We start from the raw sequence: 25,411 nt of genomic DNA on the forward strand, positions 1-25,411 counted from the left end.
TGCATGTATAAACTTTTTATTCGTCGAAATAAAAACGTTTTACTGGAGATAATGGGGATTTTAGTTGTTTTGTAAAATGTTTACGGCATACCGAAACATAACGATTATTATCACCAAATAACACTTGATCACCATCTCGCATTACTAGACCTTGATCATCAATTCTAAGAACCCTATTTGCTTTTCGTCCACAATGACAAATAGTTTTTAATTCAATTAATTTATCTGCCCAAGCTAACAACCATAAACTTCCTGAAAATAATTCCGCCCTAAAATCAGTACGCAATCCATAACACAGTACTGGAACACTTAATACATCCACTATCTTAGTTAAATCTACCACTTGATCGCGAGTAAGAAAATGACATTCATCTATTAATACACAGTGTATTGTATTGTTTTGATATATAGCTGCTATTTGATCAAAAAAAATAGTTTTATTATCAAATACTCTAGCAGAAGTAGTCAATCCAACACGAGATGTTATTTTTTTATAATTATTCCCTCGAGAATTTATTCCAGCTGTATATAATAATGTACGCATTCCTCGTTCTCTATAATTATAAGAAGACTGTAATAATGCGGTAGTTTTACCTGCATTCATTGCGGAATAATAAAAATATAATTGCGCCATATAATCATCACTCTGTCTAAACCACAGTATTAAAATATCATTTTTCTATAATATCTATTTAATCAATAAGCCCATTATATACAATATGACATTCATCATATACAAATAAAATTAAAAATAAATTCATATCCCATCTACAATAAATATTTTACAATACCATATATATTTAAATATCATCTGTCGTTTTATATTAAAATCAATATTTAAACAAACAAAATATTTTATATTTTAAAAAATACCTTATGTAAGTATACGAGAACTAAAAATCAATAAATAGATATTATTCACATTTTAAAATTCAATAATTAAATAATTAATTCTTAATTTCAATTAATAAAACAATTAAACAATTACAATAATTTAAAAATATATATATAATAAATATAAAATCAATTAAATAAAATTAATGAAATATCTTTCACAAAATCAAACATAAATAATATCTAAATATATTTATGACGCTATATAAATTGAAATTATTTATCGATACAAAAATATCATGGATTATTTACAAATTAAAATATCCCTAAGTATTGCAGAAAATAAATTCGCGCTCTATCCTTATCAGGAGATTTATTATTTATAATATTTGGATTAAATCAATGAACGAATTATTAAAAATGCTTAATAATATACGTACTTTACGAGCACAAACTAAAGAATGTACCCTTAAAACTTTAGAAGAAATATTAGAAAAATTAGAAACAGTGGTTAATGAGCGACGCATAGAAAATAATCAAGCAAAGGCTGAAATAGAAGAACATGCTCGAAAATTACAACAATACCGTGATATGCTCATAGCTGATGGGATAGATCCTAATGAATTACTACAACACACAAATCCCATTACTAACAAATCACTTCATAAAAACAAACGCGCAGCTCGACCAGCAAAGTATCAATATATAAACAAATATGGTGAAATTAAAACCTGGACCGGACAAGGACGAACACCCTCAATTATTAAAAAAGCCATCGATGAAAATAATAAAAAACTAGAAGATTTTTTACTATCATCATAATATACTTTGCTTACTCATACAACAATACGAACCAAAGAGCCTCTGATCTTACTATCAAGCTCTTTGGATTTTATATATAAACTAATAATAGTTAAATATATATTAAATATTTCTATTTTATATGTAAATTAATATTAATTAAAATTTATTATTTTTATATTACAAATACTCCTAAAAGAACTCAACAAATACACCGTTATATATATTACATTGTTATATAATAATCAAAACTTACAAAAATATTTATAAAACACACATTCCCTGTCAGCAATAGAATAAACTATCAATCATCAAGATTTACATCTATTAAACATATTAGCTTCTAATGAAAATTGGAACACTATTTAATAAATTGATCATCATTTTAAATTTAAAATAACATTAACTTCTCATATAAATAAACTAAATTTAATTCCACGATAGACATACATCTTATTTATTTATATGAGTAAATAATATATTAAACTAATTATATGGTCCGCATCATGGTGTATTTTATACTTCTGTATAAAACCAACACCTCAAATAAATTCATAAAAAAGTTAACTATATTTACAATATTAATTATAGAATAATTAATAAAATTATTTTAGATAAATATAAACATTTTTATAGAAAAAATTTATCAACACATAAATTTTTTATTTTTATTATTTCTTTTGATGTTGTATATCATCATATTAAATGATCAACAAAATAATAATTCAATAAAATTTATTAAAAATTTTTATCAACTAAAAACTATATTTTTTAAAAAAACACCCAAATAAATACATCATACACTACATAATTTATAATATTCAGAATTTTAAAAAAGTTAAAAGCATACATGTATTCTATCTTTCAATATAGCATCACCACAACGTCATATCATAAACTCATACAAACATTATTACAAACCTGTCTTCTCATATGAATACATTTAAAACTTTAAAATTAAAATTTAGATTTAAAATATCTAATACATCTTACAAATTATATTTGTAATAATAAATCAGAATATTTTCACAATATTTCCACAAAAATTTCAACTAAAATACTATTTTAATCATCAAAATTATAAATACCAACAAATAAACACCTCCAAAATTAAAGTAATCAATCATTGATATAATCAATTAATAAATTCGAAAGTATTAACACCGAAAATTCTATTAATACCCCGTTCCTATATATATAAACAACATGAAACCTTAAATCTCATCACTCATCAATATTCAAAACAAATACATTTGTAAAAAAATTAAAAATATCCAGACCCATACATATAAATATATATGTCATAGTCATACACTTCGGCTATTTTCTTAAAATAATTAATTATTTAAAAAATCTAATTTAGACAAAATATCATCGTATATATAACACCCTAATTAATATATTAGGTCTATATAAAAATCTCTTCACTATCTACAGAATACAAATTTATTCAAAAACTGTAACCCTATTCTAGATTAAATACCATCTAATACACAAATTTAAACTATTATTCTATTTTATAAAAACATTACAATATAAATGAATTAATTCTAAATAAATATTAATTTCTTTAAATTAAATAATTAATCATAATACTTTCACTTACATGTACTAACAACAAAATTATATCGTTCAAATGCATTTGAAACTCTAATTCATTTAAAAATACAACAAATATTTTCAAGATATTCTCATTACATCATGTCTAAACACTTAAATAATAATAAATATAATTTTAAATATTAATTTAAATTTAGAAATTACACATAATCAATCAATTAACCCTGACTCATCAAAATAAATATACTTTGTTTGCATGTCTATAAAAACAACGATTAATTGATTATAATTTATTAAACTATTTTATTTAATCAATACATAAAACTTATATTTCTAATCAAAATAAAAAACAACTTTATAGGCCAATACTATCATGATGAGATTTGTTTCTTTTAATATAAATGGATTACGTGCCCGTATGCATCAACTGCATGCTATTATACTTCAATTACAACCGGATGTAATTGGTTTACAGGAAACCAAAGTACATGACGATTCTTTTCCCATAAAAGAAATATTACAATATGGATATCACGTATATTTTTATGGTCAAAAAAAATATCATGGCGTCGCATTATTTTTTCGCCAAATTCCCTTAACTGTTAATCGTGGTTTTATCGATGACAATAAACTATCTCAAAAACGAATAATTATTGCTGATATTATGACATCAATAGGCATATTAACTATTATTAATGGTTATTTTCCTCAAGGAGAAAATAAAAATCATCCAGAAAAATTCATATACAAAAAAAACTTTTATAAAAATCTACAAAATCACATAGAACATAATTATCACAATAACTCATTGTTATTAGTCATGGGTGATATGAATATTAGTCCAACAGATTTTGATATTGGTATTGGTGAAAAAAACAAAAAACGTTGGCTTACATTAGGACGATGTTCTTTTCTCCCAGAAGAAAGAAAGTGGATAAATAACTTAATTAACTGGGGATTAATAGATATTTATCGTAAAATACACCCTGAAAATAATAAACGTTATTCTTGGTTTAGTTATAGATCACGTGGATTTGATAAAAACTGTGGTTTGCGTATTGATTTAATATTTGTGACAAATCCATTAGCAAAACGTTGTAAAAATAGTGGAATCAGTTACGATATTCGTAACATGCATAAACCCTCTGACCATGCTCCAGTATGGGTAGATTTTGATATTTAACATATTCATGCATCATGAAAATGATATATTCTTTAGTATTAACTACCGAAAATAGGCATAAACCAATTAAAAATTTTAGATGTATACACAAACACTCCAAAATCACAACACCTTAAACTATTTTAATTAAATTTGCACATACTATACAATACCTGATATAGTTTAGGTATAATAGCATATAGTTATTCGCTGGATTATCATATAATGCCTCTAATACTTAAAACATCATTTATACATAAAATATGGAAAATTATTTTTAGAATACTTAAATATAGTATGCACATACTATATTTTACAAAACAAACAATAATAAATATATTTTTTATAATTCTTATAATTTTAGGAATAATAGTATGTTTACATTTATGGAGTTCTAACGCACCATTATCAAATAACACTGCGTTAATCCTAGATCTTTCTGGAACGATTATTGATAAGCCTATCACATACAGTAAATTTCAAAAATTCGGTCAGCACCTATTAAATACAAATAGGTCAAACACCAAAGAAAATTCTCTATTCGATGTGATTAATATATTACGTCAAGCTAAAAATGATCCGAACATCACTGGATTAATACTATCATTAAAAAATTTTTCAGGAAGTAATCAAGCTTCATTAGAATATATTGGCAAAGCTTTGAGTGAATTTAAAGACTCTGGTAAAATGATTTATGCTATCTCTGATTACTACAATCAATCACAGTATTTTCTAGCTAGTTATGCAAATAAAATTTATCTCACACCACAAGGTTTTGTAGATTTACGAGGCATCTCTACCAACAAATTATATTATAAATCGCTATTAGATAACTTAAAAATTAATACTCATATTTTTAGAGTTGGTGCATATAAATCTGCTGTGGAACCATTCATTAAGAATAAAATGTCTGACCATGTACGTCATGAAGAAAGCCAATGGGTAAATCATCTATGGAATCAATATTTACAAACCATATCTATTAACCGAAATATAACAACACAAGAAATTTTTCCGGATATTAATAAAGTACTGAATGAACTACATCACATGCAAGGTGACACTGCAGCTTATGCGCTTAAAAACAAATGGATAGATGAAGTTGAATCTTATTTCACCATAGAAAATACAATGAAAAAAATCTTCGGACCCAACAAACAAGGCACGTCGTTTAATGCAATCAGTATGTATGATTATAACCTAGTAACACCTGTAGAACAAAACAATCAAATAGCAATAATCTGTATTAATGGGCCTATTATAGATGGATCTAATATATCAGGTTCGATGGGTGGTGATGCCATAGCTCATAAAATTCGTAATGCTCGGTTTAATCCTAAAGTAAAAGCAATTATACTTCGTGTCAATAGTCCCGGAGGAAGCGTAAATGCTTCCGAATTAATCAGATTAGAACTAAAAGCTACTAGAGATTCTGGTAAGCCAGTAGTTGTATCTATGGGTGGAATAGCGGCATCTGGAGGATACTGGATATCCACCCCGGCCAACGCTATTATTGCAAGTAACAGTACTCTTACAGGTTCTATAGGCATATTTGGGATAATTAATACATTTGAAAAATCTCTTGATGCTATCGGTATCCATGACGATGGGGTTAGTACGTCTCCTATAGCAAATATTTCAATAACCGCATCACTACCTACTGAATATACGAATATGATGCAACTTTATGTGGATACCAGCTATCGTTATTTTATTAATACAGTAGCCGAATCTCGTTGCAAAACTATAGAATATATAAATAAAATTGCTCAAGGACATATATGGCTTGGTAATGATGCTATGAAAAATGGATTAATTGATGATATAGGAGATTTAGACGATGCAATAAACAAAGCATCCGAATTATCACAATTAACAGAATACCAATTAAATTGGTATGAAGATAAAATAAACTGGTCAGATATCATATTACAAAACGCTAACAAACTGATTTATACTGTAATTATGAATTTATTTAATAATTATATTTCATTTGTCAACTTCCACGATAATTTCAAGATTAATAATCATAATATTTTCCAATTTTTATGGAACGATCCAAAACATTGTTATGCACTTTGCTTAAATTATATATAATATAGCCAACAAAATAAACATAATTAATTAAATATATATTGTAGCTATTTTTTTTTAAAACCAAAAAAATGTATAATATATTTGCACATATTAAGTACTATGCTAATATTTAATTGACAATATTTATACTGTTAAATTTTAATTATACAAACACATTGATTAAATTTTCTAACGATCAACATAATCACACACAACATAACGATTATAACAGGAGCATATAATATATGGCTATTAAAATCGGTATTAATGGATTTGGTCGAATCGGTCGTATTATCTTCAGAATTGCACAAGAACGAAAAGACGCTAAGGTTGTTGCTATTAATGATTTACTCGAGATTGAGCATATCGCATATATGTTGAAATATGATTCAACTCATGGACGATTTAAAGGATCAATTAGCACGCACGGAGATCATTTAATTGTTAACAACTCAATCGTTCACTATACTTCTAAGAAAGATCCAAAAGATTTATATTGGAGAGATTTTGATGTAGATGTTGTAACTGAATCTACAGGGATCTTCTTGACTCAAGAAAAAGCTCAAGGACATATACTTGCCGGAGCGCGTAAAGTGATATTAACTGCTCCAGCAAAAGATCATACCCCAATGTTTGTTATGGGTGTTAATCACCATCTCTATAACGGCGAAAAAATAATATCTAACGCATCTTGCACCACCAATTGTTTAGCTCCTTTAGCTAAAATTATCAACGACAATTTCGGAATAGTTGAAGGTATAATGACTACTGTACATGCTACAACTTCTACTCAAAAAACTGTAGATGCTCCAGTACATAAAGATTGGAGAAGTGGACGAGGTGCTTATCAAAATATTATTCCATCTTCCACTGGAGCGGCGCGAGCATTAGGTAAAGTTATAAAAGAACTAGATGGAAAATTAACTGGAATATCATTCCGAGTCCCTATTCCAAACGTTTCTGTAATCGATTTTACCGTTCGTTTAATAAAACCTACTTCTTATGAAAGTATCTGTAATACTATCAAGCAATCTACTTGCAGAGAACTCAAGGGAATTATGGGATATACTGACGAAAAAGTAGTATCCAGCGATTTTAACGGAGAAAAACTAATTTCTATATTTGACGCTCAAGCTAGCGTCTTGTTAAATGATCATTTTGTCAAATTAGTATCTTGGTACGATAATGAAACAGGTTATTCCGATAAAGTAATCGATTTAAGCGTATATATTTCAAAATAAAAAACAATATAAAACCAATAAATTTAAAACATTTTTAAATTTAAATTAACCAACAACTTGTTGTACATATATACAAAATATACATAATCATTTAAATAATATAGGAATATATAAACATCAAAATTTTATCTATCGATGAAAAAATTTTTTAATATTACATTTTATCAAAAAAACATTTAATAATTAAAAATTTTTATTAATTCAAATTGTTCATATATATACCAAATACACTACAACTTAATACGCTTATACGCTTATACGCTTATTATAACAACCGAATGTTGTCAAAAATTAAAAATGTTTAATACTTATACATCATTACTAACAGATTTAATTTTAATTTTAAAGTTAAAATTAAATCTTATTAATTGTAGCACCATATTTTAATTCAATAATTTCAAATAAGTTTAAGCACATTATCATACAATACTATTTACGCATTATAACGACATGACAGCGACCTATATCTAACAAAATTAGAAATTATATTAAAATTATTTAATTTTATTTTCAAAAATAATTGTTTTGAACTAAAATTAAATGTCATAATTTTTAGGTAATTATCTATGCTACGTCTATTTAATACTTACTCTAAAAGCAGAAAATATTGGATTTTTCTAGTTTTAACCGTTGTCAGTTTAGAATTAATGAGTTTATGTTTACAACATGTTTTTTTATTAAAACCTTGTGTATTGTGTATTTATCAAAGATGCGCCTTATACGGCATCGGCATTGCAGGATTAATTGCTACCATTGCCCCGCTTATCACTCACTTAAGATTATTCGCTATTTCCATTTGGATATACAGCGCTTGGAAAGGATTTCTATTAGCTAAAGAACATATTGATATTCAACTACATCCTTCTCCATTTTTTACGTGTGATCTATTCGTCAACTTTCCTCATTGGTTCCCTCTAAACAAATGGTGGCCTTCCATATTTGAAGCTTACGGAGGCTGTACTGAATATAACTGGAATTTTTTGTCACTAAATATATCCCAATGGATGTTTGCGATTTTTTCTATTTATTTAACAACAGCGCTACTTGTATGTTTATCTCAAATCGTTAACATTCATAAATAATATTATGATTAAACTTTATCCAAACACACTAATTACTCAACACGAATTGATTAATTACAATTATATATTTTTATCATTCAATATATTCTACTCTAGAATACATATAAAAAACTGTAATAAATAATAAAACATATATTATTTAAACCAACATGATATGTATTTATATAAAATCATTTGTCGTAAAAGAACACACAAATACTAATAAAAAATATAAGCACATACTTCCACACCAAATACTAATTTATCAGAATCTTTTATAACACTACATATTACAATCTCTAGAGAAACACAGATAAATATAATATCCTCTAATTTTTTTTGAAACATCAAACTTAAAAAACTAAATTAATGATTGTTAAATAACATATATCGAATCCTTATTAATTTAATTCCATAAAAAATTTTTATAATTATAAATATTATATAACTAATACAATGTTTTATTAAACAACACAATTTTATATATTAACTCTACTAAAAAACTAAAAATTCAAATAAAAACATCTGTTTATATAAAAATAATTAATGATTTAATTTTGTTGATTTATTATAATTTTTATATAAAATGTAATCCATTATAATATTTTTTACTTAACGAAATTTATATGCTATCTTAAAAATGAATAATATTAATAATTATATAAAATGCACATTTGTATAAATAAACAAAACTATATAAATAATACATGTATATTTAAATCGTGAAGACATCAGTTTCCATTAGTATAACAGTTAACAACTTTACATTATTAGTAGTACATGTATATGGTGCATGTCTAAAAATGATCCGTCAATCATTAGAAGAAAAAATTAAAAAAGCTCCTCTTTTTTTATTAAAAAGAACTCCAATTATTGTAAATGTTGGAAATATTGATTACCGTGTTAATTGGAATGCATTATACGAAACAATATCGAATACTGGGTTATTCATTATTGGAGTATGTTGTTGCTATGATCATAAACTAAAAAAAACAATCATTAAAAGTGGACTACCTATCCTAACGACAGATAATACCATACAACACAAAAATATTTCCACATGTTTATGCAAAAAACAACCAACCATCTCTAAAACACAATTAATCAATACACCAATACGTTCTGGTCAAAAAATTTATGCTCGTAATAGAGATTTGATTATCACTGCTAATGTCAGTGTTGGAGCAGAAATTATAGCCGATGGAAACATCCATATTTACGGTACCATGCGAGGACGTGTGTTAGCCGGCGCATCTGGAAATGAAGAATCTCAAATTTTTTGTACTCATTTATCTCCTGAATTGGTATCTATTGGGGGGCATTATTGGCTAAGCGATCAAATTCCAAAAGAATTTTCAGGTAAAGCAGTAAGACTAAGTCTAAAAAACGATACACTTATTATTCAACATTTATAATATGTATCCTGCAATAAGGAATTTATCATGACACGCATAATAGTTATTACTTCAGGAAAAGGGGGAGTAGGAAAAACAACATCAAGTGCAGCTCTTGCTACTGGATTAGCGCTAAAAGGCAAAAAAACAGCCGTAATTGATTTTGATATTGGTTTACGCAATCTTGATTTAGTTATGGGGTGTGAACGTAGAGTAGTGTACGATTTTATTAATGTCATCCAAGGCGAAGCCACATTAAATCAAGCATTGATTAAAGATAAACACACCGAACATTTATATATTCTACCTGCCTCTCAAACACGTGACAAAAATTCTTTAACTCTTATTGGAGTGGAAGAAATACTAAATAATCTTAACAAAATGAATTTCGAGTTTATAATATGCGATTCTCCTGCAGGTATCGATAGTGGAGCATTAACAGCTCTATATTTTGCAGATGAAGCTATTATTACTACCAATCCAGAAGTTTCTTCAGTACACGATTCAGATCGTGTTTTAGGCATCTTAGCATCTAAATCCAAACGTTCTGAAAATGGCATGGAAACTATAAAAGAACATCTATTATTAACTAGATATAACCCTAATCGTGTCAAACAAGGAGATATGTTAAGTTTAGACGATGTATTAGAAGTACTAAGAATTCCTCTATTAGGTGTTATCCCAGAAGATAAATCAGTACTAAGAGCATCTAACCAAGGGGAACCAGTCATCTTAGATATAACATCTTATGCAGGGCAAGCCTACTCAGATACAGTAAATCGTTTATTAGGAAAACCATGTCCTTTTCGTTTTACCAAAGTGAATAAACCAAACTTTTTTAAACGATTTTTTAAGAGATAATACTATATGGTATTAGTAAATTTCCTTTTTTCACGAAAAAAAACACCGGCCGATATTGCCAAAAAAAGACTACAAAAAATTATTTCCGATCGTAGAATTGTTAAAAAAAACTTTACCCCCTATTACCTACCTCAATTAAAAAAAGATATACTCCAAGTTATAAGTAAATACACACACGATCCACATATGCTTTCAATACAACTAGAAAACAAAGAACGCGACCAATCTATTTTAAAATGCAAAATAATTTTTTTTAATGAAAAAACATAAAAATATCACAAAACTAATATCATTAAAAATTTACCCATCACAAAAACAACGTTTTAATCCTTAAAAGTGATATGATATAAATCTGTCATATCCCTCTTTCATCAAACTACTGAAATCAGAACGTATATACTCGCCCACCCACCAACAATTTAATCGAATATTTATCATCGTATATATAATTCCAAAATACAGTAAAGCATACAGCATATATAACGAGATATTACTTCATATCATTAAACAAATTTCTCAATATATTAACTACTAAATATATTTTAAAACTATAATAACAACACACTTGCAACGCTTTTCGTAAAGTAAATACACGCGCTCTTAAAAATACACAGATCTCCCTGCCTCAAATAAAGTATGTTATATATATACAATTTTCAAATTAATTACATGTAGCATCCGAATATACAATACAACTACTTCATACGTAAATAAACAGGTTGCACCTGATTTGGCTTAAGAAATATTTTATTTATCCAATTATACATCCCCAATGACAACATATCTTGTGCCTCAGGAAACATAATACTTTTTTTTAAAATGATAGAACCACTCGTTTCAACCTGCTGATTCAATACCGAATAATTATTCCAACCCGTTCCTACAAGCGCCCAATCACCTTGCAATGCTATTGCACTACAACGCATTAATTTTTTAGTAACCATCTTAGCTGTGACAAGTGATTCATCACCATCACATATCCAACAACTATTTTCACTCATTCTGTAATAGCAAGCCCAATATAACTCACCCATACGTGCATCAAGAGTAGATATCACCTGTTTAACAGAAAAAACACGCCAAGCTCCTTGTGCCAACACTGCTAAAGAAGATACTTCTATTAATGGCAAATCAACCCCCAAAGCTAATCCTTGAGCGACACTTACTCCAATACGTACCCCTACGAAACTACCCGGCCCTCTATTAAAAACAATACAATCAATAGATTGTAAAGTAATTCCTACTTCTACCAATAACTGATTGATCATGAACAATATTTTTTCTGAATGACGTCTTGGTGCCATAATTTTACAATCATAAATATCACGATCAACCATTAAAGCAACTGAACATAATTCAGTAGTAGTATCAAAAGCCAACATTCGAATAGGCATATTCTATAAAAACAAAATCAAGATTTCATATATTAAATTATATACAATTTATATTGTATCGTATATCTGTCTGTGTTTATAGTTAAATCATCAAACGCTATTAAAATCAATTGAAATTCATCAAAAACATAAACCCACATCAGCACTTCTATCGTTCGTATATAATATCCATCCATCATACTATGTTATGAATTATTTAAAAAAAATAACACATACCATAATATAGTAATATATCAACTATTATAATTTTGTAATTATTTTAAAAAATATAACTGAACATCACTACATTATATATTATATAAGAAAAATATTATTAAAAAATCTTTTAATATTTTTCAGAATAAATATCATCTAAATAGATGCGCTTATACATTTTCACATATAATATATGTATCATACATTATACATGTATATAAATATATCTTAATAAAAAATGAAGGATATTTTGTTCTTATGGGAATACATCTTATAGAGTTATCATATCATCCTTATCTTACATTAAATCTTTTTGAATCTTTATCTAATACCGAATGGTCTATGCTATTATATTCTGGTCATGATAATACTCACTCAGATAGCCGCTTCGATATACTAGTTACTGATCCAGTACTAACATTAGTGACCAAAAACAATATCACTACAATTTCTGACAATCAAAATTACCAAATTAGCAATACAGACCCATTTATTTTATTAAAAAAATATATTCGTAACACCAATATGGAATCGTATAATAACAATCATGAATTACCATTTCAAGGAGGATTTGTAGGTGCATTCGGATACGATCTCGTAAGATATATAGAATCATTACCAAAATTAGCAAATCAAGATCTCCTAATACCAGATATGGCTATAGGTTTATATCGTTGGACGATTATTTCAGACCACAAACTTTGTAAAAGTTATCTTATTACTCACAATGACCCAGATCAAATACTAAATTGGATACATACACAACAGTACATATATCATAATCATATTCCTAATACATCATTTCGTCTCATACAACCATGGAAAAGTAACATCAATCGATTCGAATATTCACAAAAATTTCATACTATAAAAAAACATATAATTGCCGGAAATTGTTATCAAGTTTGTCTTGCTCAACGGTTTTCTGCTCCTTATTTAGGAAATGAATGGTTAGCGTTTCGTTATTTATTACGTTATAATCACGCACCTTTTTCTGCCTTTATTCGATTACCAAATAAATTTAGTATACTTAGCTTATCTCCGGAACGTTTTTTGCAATTACACAACTCAAAAATTAAAACCCAACCTATTAAAGGAACTTTATCTAGACTAAAAAACGCACAAGATGATTATCATCAAATAATTAAATTATCTGAATCTAAAAAAAATAAATCAGAAAATTTAATGATCGTTGATTTATTAAGAAACGATATAGGAAAAGTAGCTGTTCCAGGTAGTATTCATGTACCTAAATTATTTGACATACAATCATTTCCAGGAGTACATCATATGATCAGCACAATTGTAGGAACACTGTCTAATCAATTTTCTGCTTGTGATTTACTGCGCGCATGTTTTCCAGGAGGCTCCATAACCGGTGCTCCAAAAATACAAGCAATGAAACTACTTGAACAACTTGAACCACAACGTCGAAATATTTGGTCGGGTAGTATCGGATATTTAAGTTGCTGTGGAAATATGGACACTAATATTGCTATTAGAACATTATTAGCTGAAAGACAACACCTCTTTTGTTCAGTAGGGAGTGGAATTGTTTTTGACAGCGATGAAGATGTAGAATACCAAGAAATGAAAGACAAAATACATACTTTATTAACACCATTATTGAAAAAATTTTTTTAGTATAATTATTTTACATTACTAAACAACAACAATATACATACATACACATAGATGCGCATCATAATTGCTGTAGATGCGTTTCGCTAGACAAATCAAGACGTTCTATCTCCACTAACTCAATACGATATTCTATCATTTTTCTAATTATAAAACGCCACCTATTAATTATCAATATATCGCCCTCCTTAGGTATATGATCACAATGAAATAATAACAATCCTGCTAAAGAAGCAATATGATCACATTCTTGTACTAAGTCATGCGCTTGTAATGCTTGTTGTAACGCATGTAAATCCATATTGCCTTTTGCTAACCAACCTGTACCATTATTAATTATTTCAATTTCTGGTGTTTCATCTTCGTCAGGAAATTCACCAGCTATAGCTTCTAACACATCCAATGGAGTTATTAATCCTTGAATAATACCAAATTCATTGGATACAATAACCATACTGCCTTTTGCGCGTCGTAATTCCCTTAATAAATTTAAAACATCTAAAGTTTCTGGAACCACAATAGGTAGATTCTCTGAAGCATGAGTTTCTACCTGTTCCCCATTAGCAATAGCCGCCATTAAATCTTTAGCACGTACAACCCCTATTAATTGATCCAACTCACCATTACATACAGGAAACATATTATGAGGAGTATTCATTAATGTAGAGTATAATTCTTGTACTGATTTTTGGGAATCTAACCATGAAATCTCATTTCTAGGTGTCATGATACTTCGTAAAGTACGTGAAGCTAACGATAATACTCCAGTAATCATATGTCGCTCTTCTTCAGCAAAATGTGTTTCTGATAACGAAACTGAAGAGCTCTCTACAGTATCAGAATCCCATTGTACTTTCGTCGTTGCATTACCACCACCCATTAATTTCATAATAGCTTCTGCAGTACGTTCACGCATTGATTTAGTCGATTGGCCTTTCATGGAATTACAATATGCAATCTGATTAAAGAGTTCTATTAATACCGAAAATCCAATAGCAACATATAAATAACCTTTTGGTATGTAAAACCCAATTCCTTCTGCAATTAAACTTAAACCAATAATTAACAGAAAACTTAAACATAGAACTACTACGGTTTTGTGATGATTAATAAAATTAATTAAAAAACGAGATGACAACAACATCAGAGCTACGGCTATAATAACTGATACTATCATTGTTGTTAAATGCTCTACTGTACCTACAGCTGTTATTACTGCATCAAGAGAAAAAATAGCATCGAAAACCACAATTTGTATCACTACTACCCAAAAACTGGCGTATCCACGACTAGCACTGGTATGACTATGTGTTTTATGCTCTAACTGTTGATGTAATTCAGTAGTCGCTTTAAATAAAAGAAAAATACCACCAAACAACAAAATTAAATCTCTACTAGAAAATGAAAAATCAACTATTTTACATAACGGCTTTGTAAGAGTAGCAAACCATGAAATTAAAGATAACAACATTATACGCATGATTAATGCCAACATTAAGCCAATGATACATGCACGTTCACGTTGTTTCTTTGGAAGTTTATCTGCTAGAATAGCTATAAAAACTAAATTATCAACACCAAGCACAATCTCCAAAATAACTAAAGTAAGTAATCCCATCCACATTGATATATCTGTTAAAAATTCCATGACAATCTCCATCAAATGTTAAATAACAAATCATCTCATGGCATATTTATATATACAAAATATACACATCAAAATAGCTGATTACATAATCAAATCATATGAAATAATAAACATATACTTTTAATTACAATCTTATGTAGAGGAGGGGTTAATCAAAAATCAACATATATTTTTATAAATTGTATGAATGATATTCAAACGCAAATACCATAACTATATGATATAAAACATGCTTCGTAGATTATTACAAAATAAACACATTAACATTAAAGATAATCTACCATGATGACAGAATAAATAGTATAATCTAACTAATTATATTTTTAATTATTTTAATGATTGTTTAATATCTTTAATCAAAATTAAATACAAAAAATGAATAAAAATATTAAACTTATATATCGAGCATAACATAAAATAAATCACCAAATGATACAGTTATATAAATCAATATATAATTAAAGTTTTTATAAGATAAAGAATACGAAAAATAAAAAATTATAAAAATAATATATACAAGAGGAAATAATAATGACCGCTGCTATTATATTAGGTGCTCATGGAGCTGTATCTGAAGAATTACTTAAAACTGCCGAAATGATCATAGGACATCAAAAAAATGTCGCGTGGGTTAATTTGCTTCCTGAAGAAAATACTGAAATATTAATTGAAAAATATAATATGCACTTATCAAATCTGGATATTAACACAGGAGTACTATTCTTAGTAGATACTTGGGGAGGTAGTCCATTCAATGCTGCTTATAACATAGCTTTAAATAAAGAAAAATACGACATTGTTACAGGCGTAAACGTTCCTATGTTAATTGAAGTATTTATGGCTCGTGATGATGATAAACATTCTTTGAAAGAATTAGTACAAATTGCATTAAAGTCTGGTCATGAAAGTATAAAATCTATGAAACATGATTCAAATCATAACAATACAGTATACAATGAAAAACATACTGATAAAAAATCCATTATCTCTTCAATATCAAACAAAGATATCAAAAACCATATGACCATTTGTTTAGCTCGTATTGATGATAGATTAATTCATGGGCAAGTAGTGACCCGTTGGGCCAAAATATACAACATTACGCGTATTATAGTAATAAATGACGAAATATCTAAAGACACAATTCGAAAAACACTACTCACCCAAGTAACCCCTCCTGGAATAACCGCTCATGTTCTAAATATCGACAAAGCTATACGTGTATATAACAATCCCAAGTATTCTGCAGATAAAGTGATCATGTTGTTCACTAATCCTACAGATATTCTACGTCTCGTTCAAGGAGGGATTCCGATAAGTTCAGTAAATGTAGGAGGAATGGCCTTTTATAAAGGCAAAAAACAAATAAACAATGCTATATCAGTAAATGAAATAGATATTGAAGCTTTTAGAAAACTTGATCAGTATGGTATTGAATTAGAAGTACGCAAAGTACCATCAGATCCATCATTAAAAATGATGCAATTAATAAAAAATAACAAATAATAATCTTACTAATGTATATATATTATGTATCTAATTCATATAATTAATACAACTAATATAATAGTTTTATTTTCATATCACTCAGGAAAATGAAATGGCAATTAACACACTTCAAATTACTCTATTGTTTATCACATCTTGTATCATTGGAATGGGTTCGATACTTGATGAATTTCAATGTCATAGACCACTAATAGCATGTACCTTAATAGGCTTAATTTTAGGAGATATAAAAACTGGAATAATCATTGGTGGAACATTAGAAATGATAGCTTTAGGCTGGATGAACATAGGCGCTGCTGTAGCACCTGATACTGCTTTAGCTTCAATTATCTCTACTATTTTAGTAATTATAGGACAACAACCTATCGGAGCCGGAATAGCCTTAGCCATTCCATTAGCAGCAGCCGGACAAGTACTAACCATTATTGTACGCACTATTACTGTAGGATTTCAACATGCTGCCGATACAGCTGCAGAACGTTGCAATATAACCATTTTAAGTTGGATACACATCACAGCGCTTATGTTACAAGCTATGCGTGTTGCCATTCCAGCAACCATTGTTGGTATTTCTGTGGGAACTGATACCATACACCGTATACTCCACGCTATTCCAGAAGTAATAACCAACGGTCTAAATATTGCTGGAGGTATTATTGTGGTAGTAGGTTATGCTATGGTCATAAATATGATGCGCGCTGGATATTTAATGCCATTTTTTTACTTAGGATTTGTCATTACAGCATTCACCAATTTCAACTTAGTTGCACTAGGTATTATTGGTATAGTTATGGCTATGTTATATATCCAACTGTCTCCACGTTACAATCAAATTAAAACGCAAGATCCATCATCATCATCCGATACAACTACCATGCAATCCACAAATAAACCTGATAATGAATTAGATTAATAAATAAAATAGGTAATGATAATGATTAATAATCTTGAAACAACTTATAACAAAACAAAAAAAATAAAATTAAAAAAAAATGACATATATGCAGTTTTTATTCGTTCTAATCTATTTCAAGGATCCTGGAATTTTGAACGCATGCAAGCATTAGGATTTTGCTTTTCTATGATTCCAGTAATTAAGCGTTTGTATTCTAAAAATAGTGAAGATCAAAAAGAAGCAATCAAAAGACATTTAGAATTTTTTAATACACATCCTTATGTTGCCGCTCCTATATTGGGAGTTACTATGGCCATGGAGGAACAAAAAGCTAATGGCTCTGCCATCATTAACAATGCTTCGATAAATGGTTTAAAAGTGGGATTAATGGGGCCTCTTGCAGGAATCGGAGATCCAATATTTTGGGGAACTGCTCGACCAGTATTTGCAGCTTTAGGAGCAGGAATAGCTCTTAGTGGAAATTTATTAGGTCCATGCTTATTTTTTATTTTATTTAATACAACTAGACTAACTACTCGTTATTACGGCATTTTATATGGTTATAAAAAAGGAGTCAGTATTGTTAATGACGTGCAAGGAGGAATTTTACAAAAAATAACAGAAGGTTCTTCAATTTTAGGTTTATTTGTAATGGGAGCATTAGTTAATAAATGGACGCATGTAAACGTTCCATGCGTTCTTTCTAAAGTTACCGATAGTGATGGACATATAGTAATAACAACTATACAAAATATTTTAGATCAGCTTATGCCTGGATTTATTCCGTTATTATTAACATTCGCTTGTATGTGGTTATTAAATAATAAAATAAACGCATTATGGATTATCATAGGATTTTTTGGAATAGGAATTTTTGGATATTGGACAGGACTATTGGGACTTTAGTTTCTAAAAGACAAACCCGACACATAACAACTACTACAAAAAATAAGAGAACCTTATCCCTCATTTAACATATTACAAATATTTACTGCTCTTCTCATAAGGTTCTCTTATTTTGCAGCAATAGCACAAGTACAAAAATTAATAATTAATTATCATCACTATATTTAGAGCTTATCAAAATTACTAAATTAACACACTAACACAGCACCATCCGATATATATATGTAATATATTTTTAAATTTTTAAAGAAGCACTATGATATCTCATATCAACAGTAAATTTGCACTATGATACTCGCTGTTTACTTTTCACAACATTCTTACTTCTTATTCCTTATTTCGTTAAAACAACCTCATTATCTATCCAGCATACAGCATACTCAATAATCTTTTATATATATATATTTTATTATATAAAAATTACAAAGCCGTTACATTGACAGCAGATGGGCCCTTATGTCCGTCTTGAATTTCAAATTCCACGCTTTGCCCTTCAGACAAAGTTTTAAATCCGTTGCCTTGAATAGCAGAAAAATGTACAAAAACATCCTTACTACCATCTGACGGTGTAATAAAACCAAAACCTTTAGATTCATTAAACCATTTTACTTGACCTTTGATTTTTGTCATCTTACGTATTTCCTTTAGAGTGTTTACATTTGCCATAACAGCGATTAAAAGACAAACCAGAGTTATTATTCTCGTGAAACATTCAAATAAGAGGAAATTATATTATTTATACATAATACTTCTTTACTGAATTTATCAAAATACCACTTATATACGAAAGCATATCTCGGTTTACCTGATTCTTTAACACATACATTATATCTTGTTCAGATATAATATAACACATACTTTTATAATCATCATTAATCATAGAATTGTGCGCTTTTAAACAACAACAAAAAACTTTTTATTTTTCACACATCTATTTTCACATAAAATTTAACATAAAAATCCATCATACACAACATATATGTAACGTATATATCATATAAAAATTTATTTAATTTGCAAAAATATACAAACTAAATATAAATAATTTTTTAGTACTCACCTTTTTATTATATAAATAACCCAAAATTAAAAATTAATTCTTTCCATGCATGATAGTAATTCAATTACATTAAAAATAATAATTCTTACAAAACATTTAAATTACACTAAATTCCATTATAGTATAACGCTTATTTTTTATTTTGTAAATCATATGATATAATCATTTGTATAAACCTTATAAAATAATAAATTCTATGTTTTAACTAACTAAAATATAATACTATATACAGATAACTCTCTTAAAATTTAACTCAATTATACTTTACTTAGCATCCCGTTCCTTTACTTTAAAAAAAATAAGACGATTTATTTAAATAAACACCATGCCGTAATGCTTCTATTCGTTTCTCCAAAGAAGGATGAGATGAAAATAACTCACTAAACATATTCTTTTTTACATTATTAATATATAAAGTAACAATAGTACTATCAGATGATGTTTGAGGTTCATGACTATATTTTAATTCTTGCAAAGCAGCAATCATATTTTTACATCCCACCAACTTAGCTGCTCCAGCATCTGCATAAAATTCACGATGGCGTGAAAACCAAAATACAATTATACTTGCAAACATACTAAATAACATCTCTAACATTACCGATACAATAATATATACTACAGAACTATTTACATGATTATAACTATTATTGTCGTAAAAATCTGATTGCTCATTCTCTTGATCATGTATATATGCATCCCAACAACCAACCAATTTAGCAAGGCTACGTGATATAAAAATCACAAAAGTATTAATTACTCCCTGAATAAGAGTCATAGTAACCATATCTCCAGAAACAATATGACTCATTTCATGAGCAACAACAGCTTCAATTGATTCCTTACTCATATTTTCTAAAAGACCGGTACTAACAGCTATTAATGCCGAATTTTTTCTTGCTCCTGTAGCAAAAGCATTCATATCTACAGCATCATAAATAACCAACTGTGGAGCAACGATATCCAATTTTTTAGCTTGATTATGTATTATTTTTAATAACCTATTTTCTATATCATTAGATGCTTTACTAATTATTACACCATTAACTGCAGACAAAGCTATAGATTTAGACAAAAACAAAGAAATTAAAGCCCCTCCCAAACCAAATATCCCAGCTATCCTAATTAATTCAAGCGTAGTAGCAGACCAACACCCCAATAAACTCAACACACTCCCAAATAATATCATGACTGATAAATTAATAATTACAAATAATATTATACGTGCCATAAAACATTCATTCCATACTTAACAATATATATAAATTCAATACTTATAGTATTTGACTATCAAACATATTATGTAAACTTTTAAAATATTTAATATAAACTAAGAACTACATATTAATACTTTAAAAAAATAAAATATTACATTCAATCCAATATACATCTCTTATAAAAAAAGAATAACTTCTAAAATTTTATAAACTAACAATAGTAAATTAAATCATCACACCGCTATCCATTTGAATAAAATTACTACATACGCAATTTACATTCGTTCCAAGCACGACCATCTTTCGTTATCATTACTGTAGAATCTATAGGCCCCCAAGTACCAGCTCTATAAAGTTTTGGCGAATTACTCTCTAACTTCCAAGCCTGCACAATAGAATCGATCCATTTCCAAGCACCTTCTATTTCATCACGACGCACAAACAATGCTTGAATCCCGCACATTATTTCTAACAACAAACGCTCATACGCATCAACCATATGTTCTTGAAAAAAAGTCTTATTAAAATTTAAATTTAACTTAGTAGCTTGTAATCGATGTTTATAACCTAATCCAGGAACTTTGTTCAAAATTTGAACATCTATCCCTTCATCTGGTTGCAATCGAATTATTAACTTATTATTAGGCAAATCTTTATACGAATCAGCAAATAAATTAAGTATCGGTTTTTTAAAAAAAATTACAATTTCAGAACACTTCATAGGTAATCTCTTCCCAGTACGCAGGTAAAATGGAACGCCGGCCCAACGCCAATCGTCTATATTAACTCGAATAGCAACAAATGTCTCAGTATTACTATCCTTGTTAGCTCCTTTTTCTTCCAAATAGCCCGGTACTGGTTTTCCTTGAATAAAACCAGACGTATACTGCCCACGAACTGTGACATCATGTATATTATTACTATCAATCCTTCGTAACGATCGAAGTACTTTCACTTTTTCATCTCGAATACAATCCGCACTTAAATCAGACGGAGGTGACATAGCAATAATAGTCAAAATTTGTAACAAATGACTCTGTATCATATCTCGCATTTGTCCTACCGCATCAAAATATCCCCAACGACCTTCAATTCCTACTTCTTCCGCTACAGTAATTTGCACATGATCAATAGTATTATTATCCCAATTTTCAGAAAATAAATAATTTGCAAAACGTAGTGCTAATAAATTTAACACTGTTTCTTTTCCTAAATAATGATCAATACGATAAATCTGTCTTTCTCCAAAATACTCTGCTACCTGTGAATTAATGATTCGCGCAGAAGCCAAATCAGTACCCAATGGCTTTTCCATGACTACACGGCTTAATTTTTTATTTAATCCAATAGTACTTAATCCTTTACATATAACACCAAAAGTATCAGGAGGCATAGCAAGATAATTTATCGTCACCATATTTGTATTCTTTAATTTGTCTAATAAACAAACAAATCGTTCAGTTTGATATACATCCAAATTACAAAAATCAAGCCGTGCTTTAAAAACACTCCACAACGACTCATTAATAGAGTCCTTCATGAACGTTTTTAATGAAGCATATACCACTTCAATATACATAATAAGATTCCATTCTGCACGACCTACTCCTATAATACGTGTGTCAGGATGAATAGCTCCTATTTTTTCTAACTGATATAAAGACGGAAATAATTTCCTACGTGTTAAATCACCTTTAGCTCCAAAAATAATTAAATTACATGCTTGAGTTATAGATGTTATTCGCATATCTATCTCTAATATATTAATTATATAAATAAAAATTTTATTTTTTAACGTTCACTACATACAAGTAAATATACAACAAAATTATACCCATAAAACATTTTGTTAAAATACAAACCGCTCAACAAATACAAAATTTACAAAAAAAATAAAACACGCAATTAAATATCATAAATTATATTTAATATAAATCATTTGTTACATTTCCACAGAATCCCTCTAAAATATTTCGTATAACTTCTATAAATACATAATCTACACCATATACCAAAACTAGTTTATATAAATATATATAGAATATATACAATAAATAATCTACAATAACCTAAATTAACGTATCATAAGTTTATCTATAATTAAAGAATTTTGTTAACATTAAAAAATAATATTTAGATAAAACTAAAATATTTGTATTTTATCTAAATTGTAGATTTTAAAAACATATTGGTAATTTCAAATTAAATAAAAATTAACACTATTAATATTTCAAACAAACAAATTAAATCAATTTGCTTAAAATATATAAAATATTAATTACATATCACGCGTATATTATGCGTACACATTACGTATCAATACAAACTAAATGGAATTTATTAAATATTTATTGTTTAAGTTATTTAAGGAGTTATTATGTTACAACAACTAAGAAGAACTAAAATTATTGCTACTTTAGGTCCTGCTACAGATAAGGAAAATAATCTTGAAAAAATAATTATTTCAGGAACAAACGTAGTACGACTAAATTTTTCTCATGGAGAAACAACGGATCATTTTATTCGAGCACAAAAAGTACGCGAGATCTCTTCTAAACTCAGTAAATATGTTGCTATCTTAGGAGACTTACAGGGTCCTAAAATTCGTATCTCAACTTTTCAAGAAAATAAGATATATTTAAAATCTGGAGACAATTTTTTACTTGACACTATGATCACACACGATAAAGGCAATCATGACTGGGTAGGCGTTAATTATAAAGAACTTGCCGAAGACGTACATCCAGGAGATTTACTTATGTTGGATGATGGTAGAATTCGATTAAAAGTTATAACGATTCATGATACTAAAATTTATACTAAAGTAATCGTTGGAGGGATGTTATCTAATAACAAAGGTCTAAATAAACTAGGCGGAGGGCTCTCAGCAAAAGTGTTAACAGATAAAGATAAAATTGATATCATCACTGCAGCTCAAATTGGAGTAGACTATCTAGCAATATCATTTCCACGCAGCAGTATAGATTTAAACCACGCACGAAAATTAATAGTTAATGCTGGCAGTAACGCAAAAATTGTTTCAAAAATAGAACGCGCAGAAGTAGTTGCATCAGATGAAACTATAGATGATATCATTTATGCATCAGATGCAGTCATGGTAGCCCGAGGAGACTTAGGAGTAGAAATTGGAGAACCAGAACTAGTAGGTATACAAAAAAAGATAATACAAAGAGCTCGGATTCTTAATCGCGCAGTCATTACTGCAACTCAAATGATGGAATCTATGGTTAATAATTCTATGCCTACCCGTGCAGAAGTAATGGATGTAGCTAATGCAGTATTAGATGGAACTGATGCTGTTATGTTATCCGCTGAAACTGCTACAGGTCAATACCCATCTGAAAGTGTAACTACAATGGCCAATGTATGCCTAGGCGCTGAAAAAATTTCAAACATAAATTCTTCAACACATATTAATCAAAAAAAAAAATTCAACAACATTGAAGAAGCCATTGCTACATCAACAATGTACACTGCCAATCATTTGACTGGAGTGAGCGCTGTTATCGCCTTAACTGAATGTGAAAACACTACATTATTAATGTCTCGCATAAATTCAAAATTACCCATTTTTGCGCTATCTCAACACAAACAAATTTTAAACATAGTCACCTTGTACAGAGGGGTTATACCTATTTATTTCAATAAAACAGGTGAAAACATAACAGATGCTAGATATGCTAGTGATTTATTACGCGATAAAGGGTTTGTAAAATCCGGAGAACTGGTAATTGTCATACAACATGATGCATGTAATAAATATAATATAACCAACATCAACTATATTATACAAGTAAAATAATTGTTATTGTAACATCCCTCTTACAATTAAAAAATTAATGATATATATCACTACCGCATATAACTCAAAATACTACTAAAATAAAAACATAACTCGTTGTTTTATAAAATAATCAGAAAAAATACTGACTGAA

The 25,411-nt window shown here is 28.5% G+C and carries 19 protein-coding genes; 13 read left to right on the forward strand and 6 right to left on the reverse strand.

Going from position 1 to position 25,411, the window contains the following annotated elements; all coding sequences use genetic code 11:
- Positions 1-16: 16 nt before the first annotated feature.
- On the reverse strand, positions 17-634 hold the full coding sequence (locus Bsayi582_RS02230; RefSeq protein WP_500815608.1) for a thymidine kinase: 618 nt from the start codon (positions 632-634) through the stop codon (positions 17-19).
- 602 nt (positions 635-1,236) lie between these two features.
- Here Bsayi582_RS02230 and hns point away from each other — a divergent pair.
- From hns to minE, 8 genes are all read left to right on the forward strand, one after another.
- The gene (hns, locus tag Bsayi582_RS02235) at positions 1,237-1,656 is read left to right on the forward strand and encodes a histone-like nucleoid-structuring protein H-NS (protein ID WP_500815609.1); all 420 of its coding nucleotides are present in this window, start codon (positions 1,237-1,239) and stop codon (positions 1,654-1,656) included.
- 1,915 nt (positions 1,657-3,571) lie between these two features.
- Positions 3,572-4,378, forward strand: a complete 807-nt coding sequence (gene xthA / locus Bsayi582_RS02240; protein WP_500816099.1) for an exodeoxyribonuclease III — start codon at positions 3,572-3,574, stop codon at positions 4,376-4,378.
- A gap of 231 nt (positions 4,379-4,609) precedes the next feature.
- Entirely contained in the window at positions 4,610-6,454 is a 1,845-nt protein-coding gene (sppA, locus tag Bsayi582_RS02245) for a signal peptide peptidase SppA (protein WP_500816100.1), read from the forward strand.
- Positions 6,455-6,678: 224 nt separating this feature from the next.
- A complete protein-coding gene (gene gap / locus Bsayi582_RS02250) occupies positions 6,679-7,674 on the forward strand; it encodes a type I glyceraldehyde-3-phosphate dehydrogenase (RefSeq protein WP_500815610.1) in 996 nt (331 codons plus the stop codon).
- A 566-nt stretch (positions 7,675-8,240) separates the two neighbouring features.
- Positions 8,241-8,756 carry a disulfide bond formation protein DsbB gene (gene dsbB, locus Bsayi582_RS02255; protein WP_500815611.1) on the forward strand — a complete coding sequence of 172 codons (516 nt, stop codon included), beginning with the start codon at positions 8,241-8,243 and terminating at the stop codon, positions 8,754-8,756.
- Between the two features lie 701 nt (positions 8,757-9,457).
- Positions 9,458-10,150 carry a septum site-determining protein MinC gene (gene minC, locus Bsayi582_RS02260; RefSeq protein WP_500815612.1) on the forward strand — a complete coding sequence of 231 codons (693 nt, stop codon included), beginning with the start codon at positions 9,458-9,460 and terminating at the stop codon, positions 10,148-10,150.
- A 27-nt stretch (positions 10,151-10,177) separates the two neighbouring features.
- The gene (gene minD / locus Bsayi582_RS02265; protein WP_500815613.1) at positions 10,178-10,990 is read left to right on the forward strand and encodes a septum site-determining protein MinD; all 813 of its coding nucleotides are present in this window, start codon (positions 10,178-10,180) and stop codon (positions 10,988-10,990) included.
- 6 nt (positions 10,991-10,996) lie between these two features.
- Positions 10,997-11,260 (forward strand): cell division topological specificity factor MinE, encoded by a 264-nt coding sequence (gene minE / locus Bsayi582_RS02270; RefSeq protein ID WP_500815614.1) that lies wholly within the window; start codon positions 10,997-10,999, stop codon positions 11,258-11,260.
- Between the two features lie 425 nt (positions 11,261-11,685).
- On the opposite strand, the gene tsaB is transcribed toward minE, so the two are convergent.
- Entirely contained in the window at positions 11,686-12,384 is a 699-nt protein-coding gene (gene tsaB / locus Bsayi582_RS02275) for a tRNA (adenosine(37)-N6)-threonylcarbamoyltransferase complex dimerization subunit type 1 TsaB (RefSeq protein ID WP_500815615.1), read from the reverse strand.
- A gap of 453 nt (positions 12,385-12,837) precedes the next feature.
- Here tsaB and pabB point away from each other — a divergent pair, with 453 nt between their 5' ends.
- A complete protein-coding gene (gene pabB, locus Bsayi582_RS02280; RefSeq protein WP_500815616.1) occupies positions 12,838-14,223 on the forward strand; it encodes an aminodeoxychorismate synthase component I in 1,386 nt (461 codons plus the stop codon).
- Between the two features lie 58 nt (positions 14,224-14,281).
- Here pabB and Bsayi582_RS02285 read toward each other — a convergent pair whose 3' ends face one another.
- A complete protein-coding gene (locus Bsayi582_RS02285) occupies positions 14,282-15,868 on the reverse strand; it encodes a TerC family protein (protein ID WP_500815617.1) in 1,587 nt (528 codons plus the stop codon).
- A 531-nt stretch (positions 15,869-16,399) separates the two neighbouring features.
- On the opposite strand from Bsayi582_RS02285, the gene manX reads away from it, so the two are divergent.
- The 3 genes from manX to Bsayi582_RS02300 all read left to right on the forward strand — a co-directional run bounded on the left by manX (position 16,400) and on the right by Bsayi582_RS02300 (position 19,178).
- Positions 16,400-17,374 carry a PTS mannose transporter subunit IIAB gene (gene manX, locus Bsayi582_RS02290; protein WP_500815618.1) on the forward strand — a complete coding sequence of 325 codons (975 nt, stop codon included), beginning with the start codon at positions 16,400-16,402 and terminating at the stop codon, positions 17,372-17,374.
- A gap of 94 nt (positions 17,375-17,468) precedes the next feature.
- Positions 17,469-18,290 carry a PTS mannose/fructose/sorbose transporter subunit IIC gene (locus Bsayi582_RS02295; RefSeq protein ID WP_500815619.1) on the forward strand — a complete coding sequence of 274 codons (822 nt, stop codon included), beginning with the start codon at positions 17,469-17,471 and terminating at the stop codon, positions 18,288-18,290.
- Positions 18,291-18,311: 21 nt separating this feature from the next.
- Positions 18,312-19,178, forward strand: coding sequence for a PTS mannose transporter subunit IID (locus Bsayi582_RS02300; RefSeq protein ID WP_500815620.1), 867 nt, complete (start codon positions 18,312-18,314; stop codon positions 19,176-19,178).
- Between the two features lie 420 nt (positions 19,179-19,598).
- Here the strand turns inward: Bsayi582_RS02300 and cspE are convergent, their stop codons facing one another.
- The 3 genes from cspE to zwf form a co-directional block, all read right to left on the reverse strand.
- A complete protein-coding gene (cspE, locus tag Bsayi582_RS02305; protein ID WP_500815621.1) occupies positions 19,599-19,808 on the reverse strand; it encodes a transcription antiterminator/RNA stability regulator CspE in 210 nt (69 codons plus the stop codon).
- 719 nt (positions 19,809-20,527) lie between these two features.
- On the reverse strand, positions 20,528-21,469 hold the full coding sequence (gene htpX / locus Bsayi582_RS02310; RefSeq protein ID WP_500815622.1) for a protease HtpX: 942 nt from the start codon (positions 21,467-21,469) through the stop codon (positions 20,528-20,530).
- Between the two features lie 248 nt (positions 21,470-21,717).
- Positions 21,718-23,202: a glucose-6-phosphate dehydrogenase gene (zwf, locus tag Bsayi582_RS02315; protein ID WP_500815623.1), complete on the reverse strand. Its 1,485-nt coding sequence runs from the start codon at positions 23,200-23,202 to the stop codon at positions 21,718-21,720.
- 630 nt (positions 23,203-23,832) lie between these two features.
- Here zwf and pyk point away from each other — a divergent pair.
- A complete protein-coding gene (pyk, locus tag Bsayi582_RS02320; RefSeq protein ID WP_500815624.1) occupies positions 23,833-25,278 on the forward strand; it encodes a pyruvate kinase in 1,446 nt (481 codons plus the stop codon).
- Positions 25,279-25,411 lie beyond the last annotated feature (133 nt).

It is taken from the genome of Candidatus Blochmannia sayi (nom. nud.), from assembly GCF_059935855.1.

Coding starts and splice junctions, on each gene's coding strand:
- pyk (WP_500815624.1), top strand. CDS start 23,833: ATGTTACAACAACTAAGAAGAACTAAAATTATTGCTACTTTAGGTCCT.
- Bsayi582_RS02285 (WP_500815617.1), bottom strand. CDS start 15,868: ATGGAATTTTTAACAGATATATCAATGTGGATGGGATTACTTACTTTA.
- tsaB (WP_500815615.1), bottom strand. CDS start 12,384: ATGCCTATTCGAATGTTGGCTTTTGATACTACTACTGAATTATGTTCA.
- Bsayi582_RS02300 (WP_500815620.1), top strand. CDS start 18,312: ATGATTAATAATCTTGAAACAACTTATAACAAAACAAAAAAAATAAAA.
- gap (WP_500815610.1), top strand. CDS start 6,679: ATGGCTATTAAAATCGGTATTAATGGATTTGGTCGAATCGGTCGTATT.
- zwf (WP_500815623.1), bottom strand. CDS start 23,202: ATGCGAATAACATCTATAACTCAAGCATGTAATTTAATTATTTTTGGA.
- Bsayi582_RS02230 (WP_500815608.1), bottom strand. CDS start 634: ATGGCGCAATTATATTTTTATTATTCCGCAATGAATGCAGGTAAAACT.
- xthA (WP_500816099.1), top strand. CDS start 3,572: ATGAGATTTGTTTCTTTTAATATAAATGGATTACGTGCCCGTATGCAT.
- cspE (WP_500815621.1), bottom strand. CDS start 19,808: ATGACAAAAATCAAAGGTCAAGTAAAATGGTTTAATGAATCTAAAGGT.
- hns (WP_500815609.1), top strand. CDS start 1,237: ATGAACGAATTATTAAAAATGCTTAATAATATACGTACTTTACGAGCA.
- minE (WP_500815614.1), top strand. CDS start 10,997: ATGGTATTAGTAAATTTCCTTTTTTCACGAAAAAAAACACCGGCCGAT.
- dsbB (WP_500815611.1), top strand. CDS start 8,241: ATGCTACGTCTATTTAATACTTACTCTAAAAGCAGAAAATATTGGATT.
- htpX (WP_500815622.1), bottom strand. CDS start 21,469: ATGGCACGTATAATATTATTTGTAATTATTAATTTATCAGTCATGATA.
- manX (WP_500815618.1), top strand. CDS start 16,400: ATGACCGCTGCTATTATATTAGGTGCTCATGGAGCTGTATCTGAAGAA.
- Bsayi582_RS02295 (WP_500815619.1), top strand. CDS start 17,469: ATGGCAATTAACACACTTCAAATTACTCTATTGTTTATCACATCTTGT.
- minD (WP_500815613.1), top strand. CDS start 10,178: ATGACACGCATAATAGTTATTACTTCAGGAAAAGGGGGAGTAGGAAAA.
- pabB (WP_500815616.1), top strand. CDS start 12,838: ATGGGAATACATCTTATAGAGTTATCATATCATCCTTATCTTACATTA.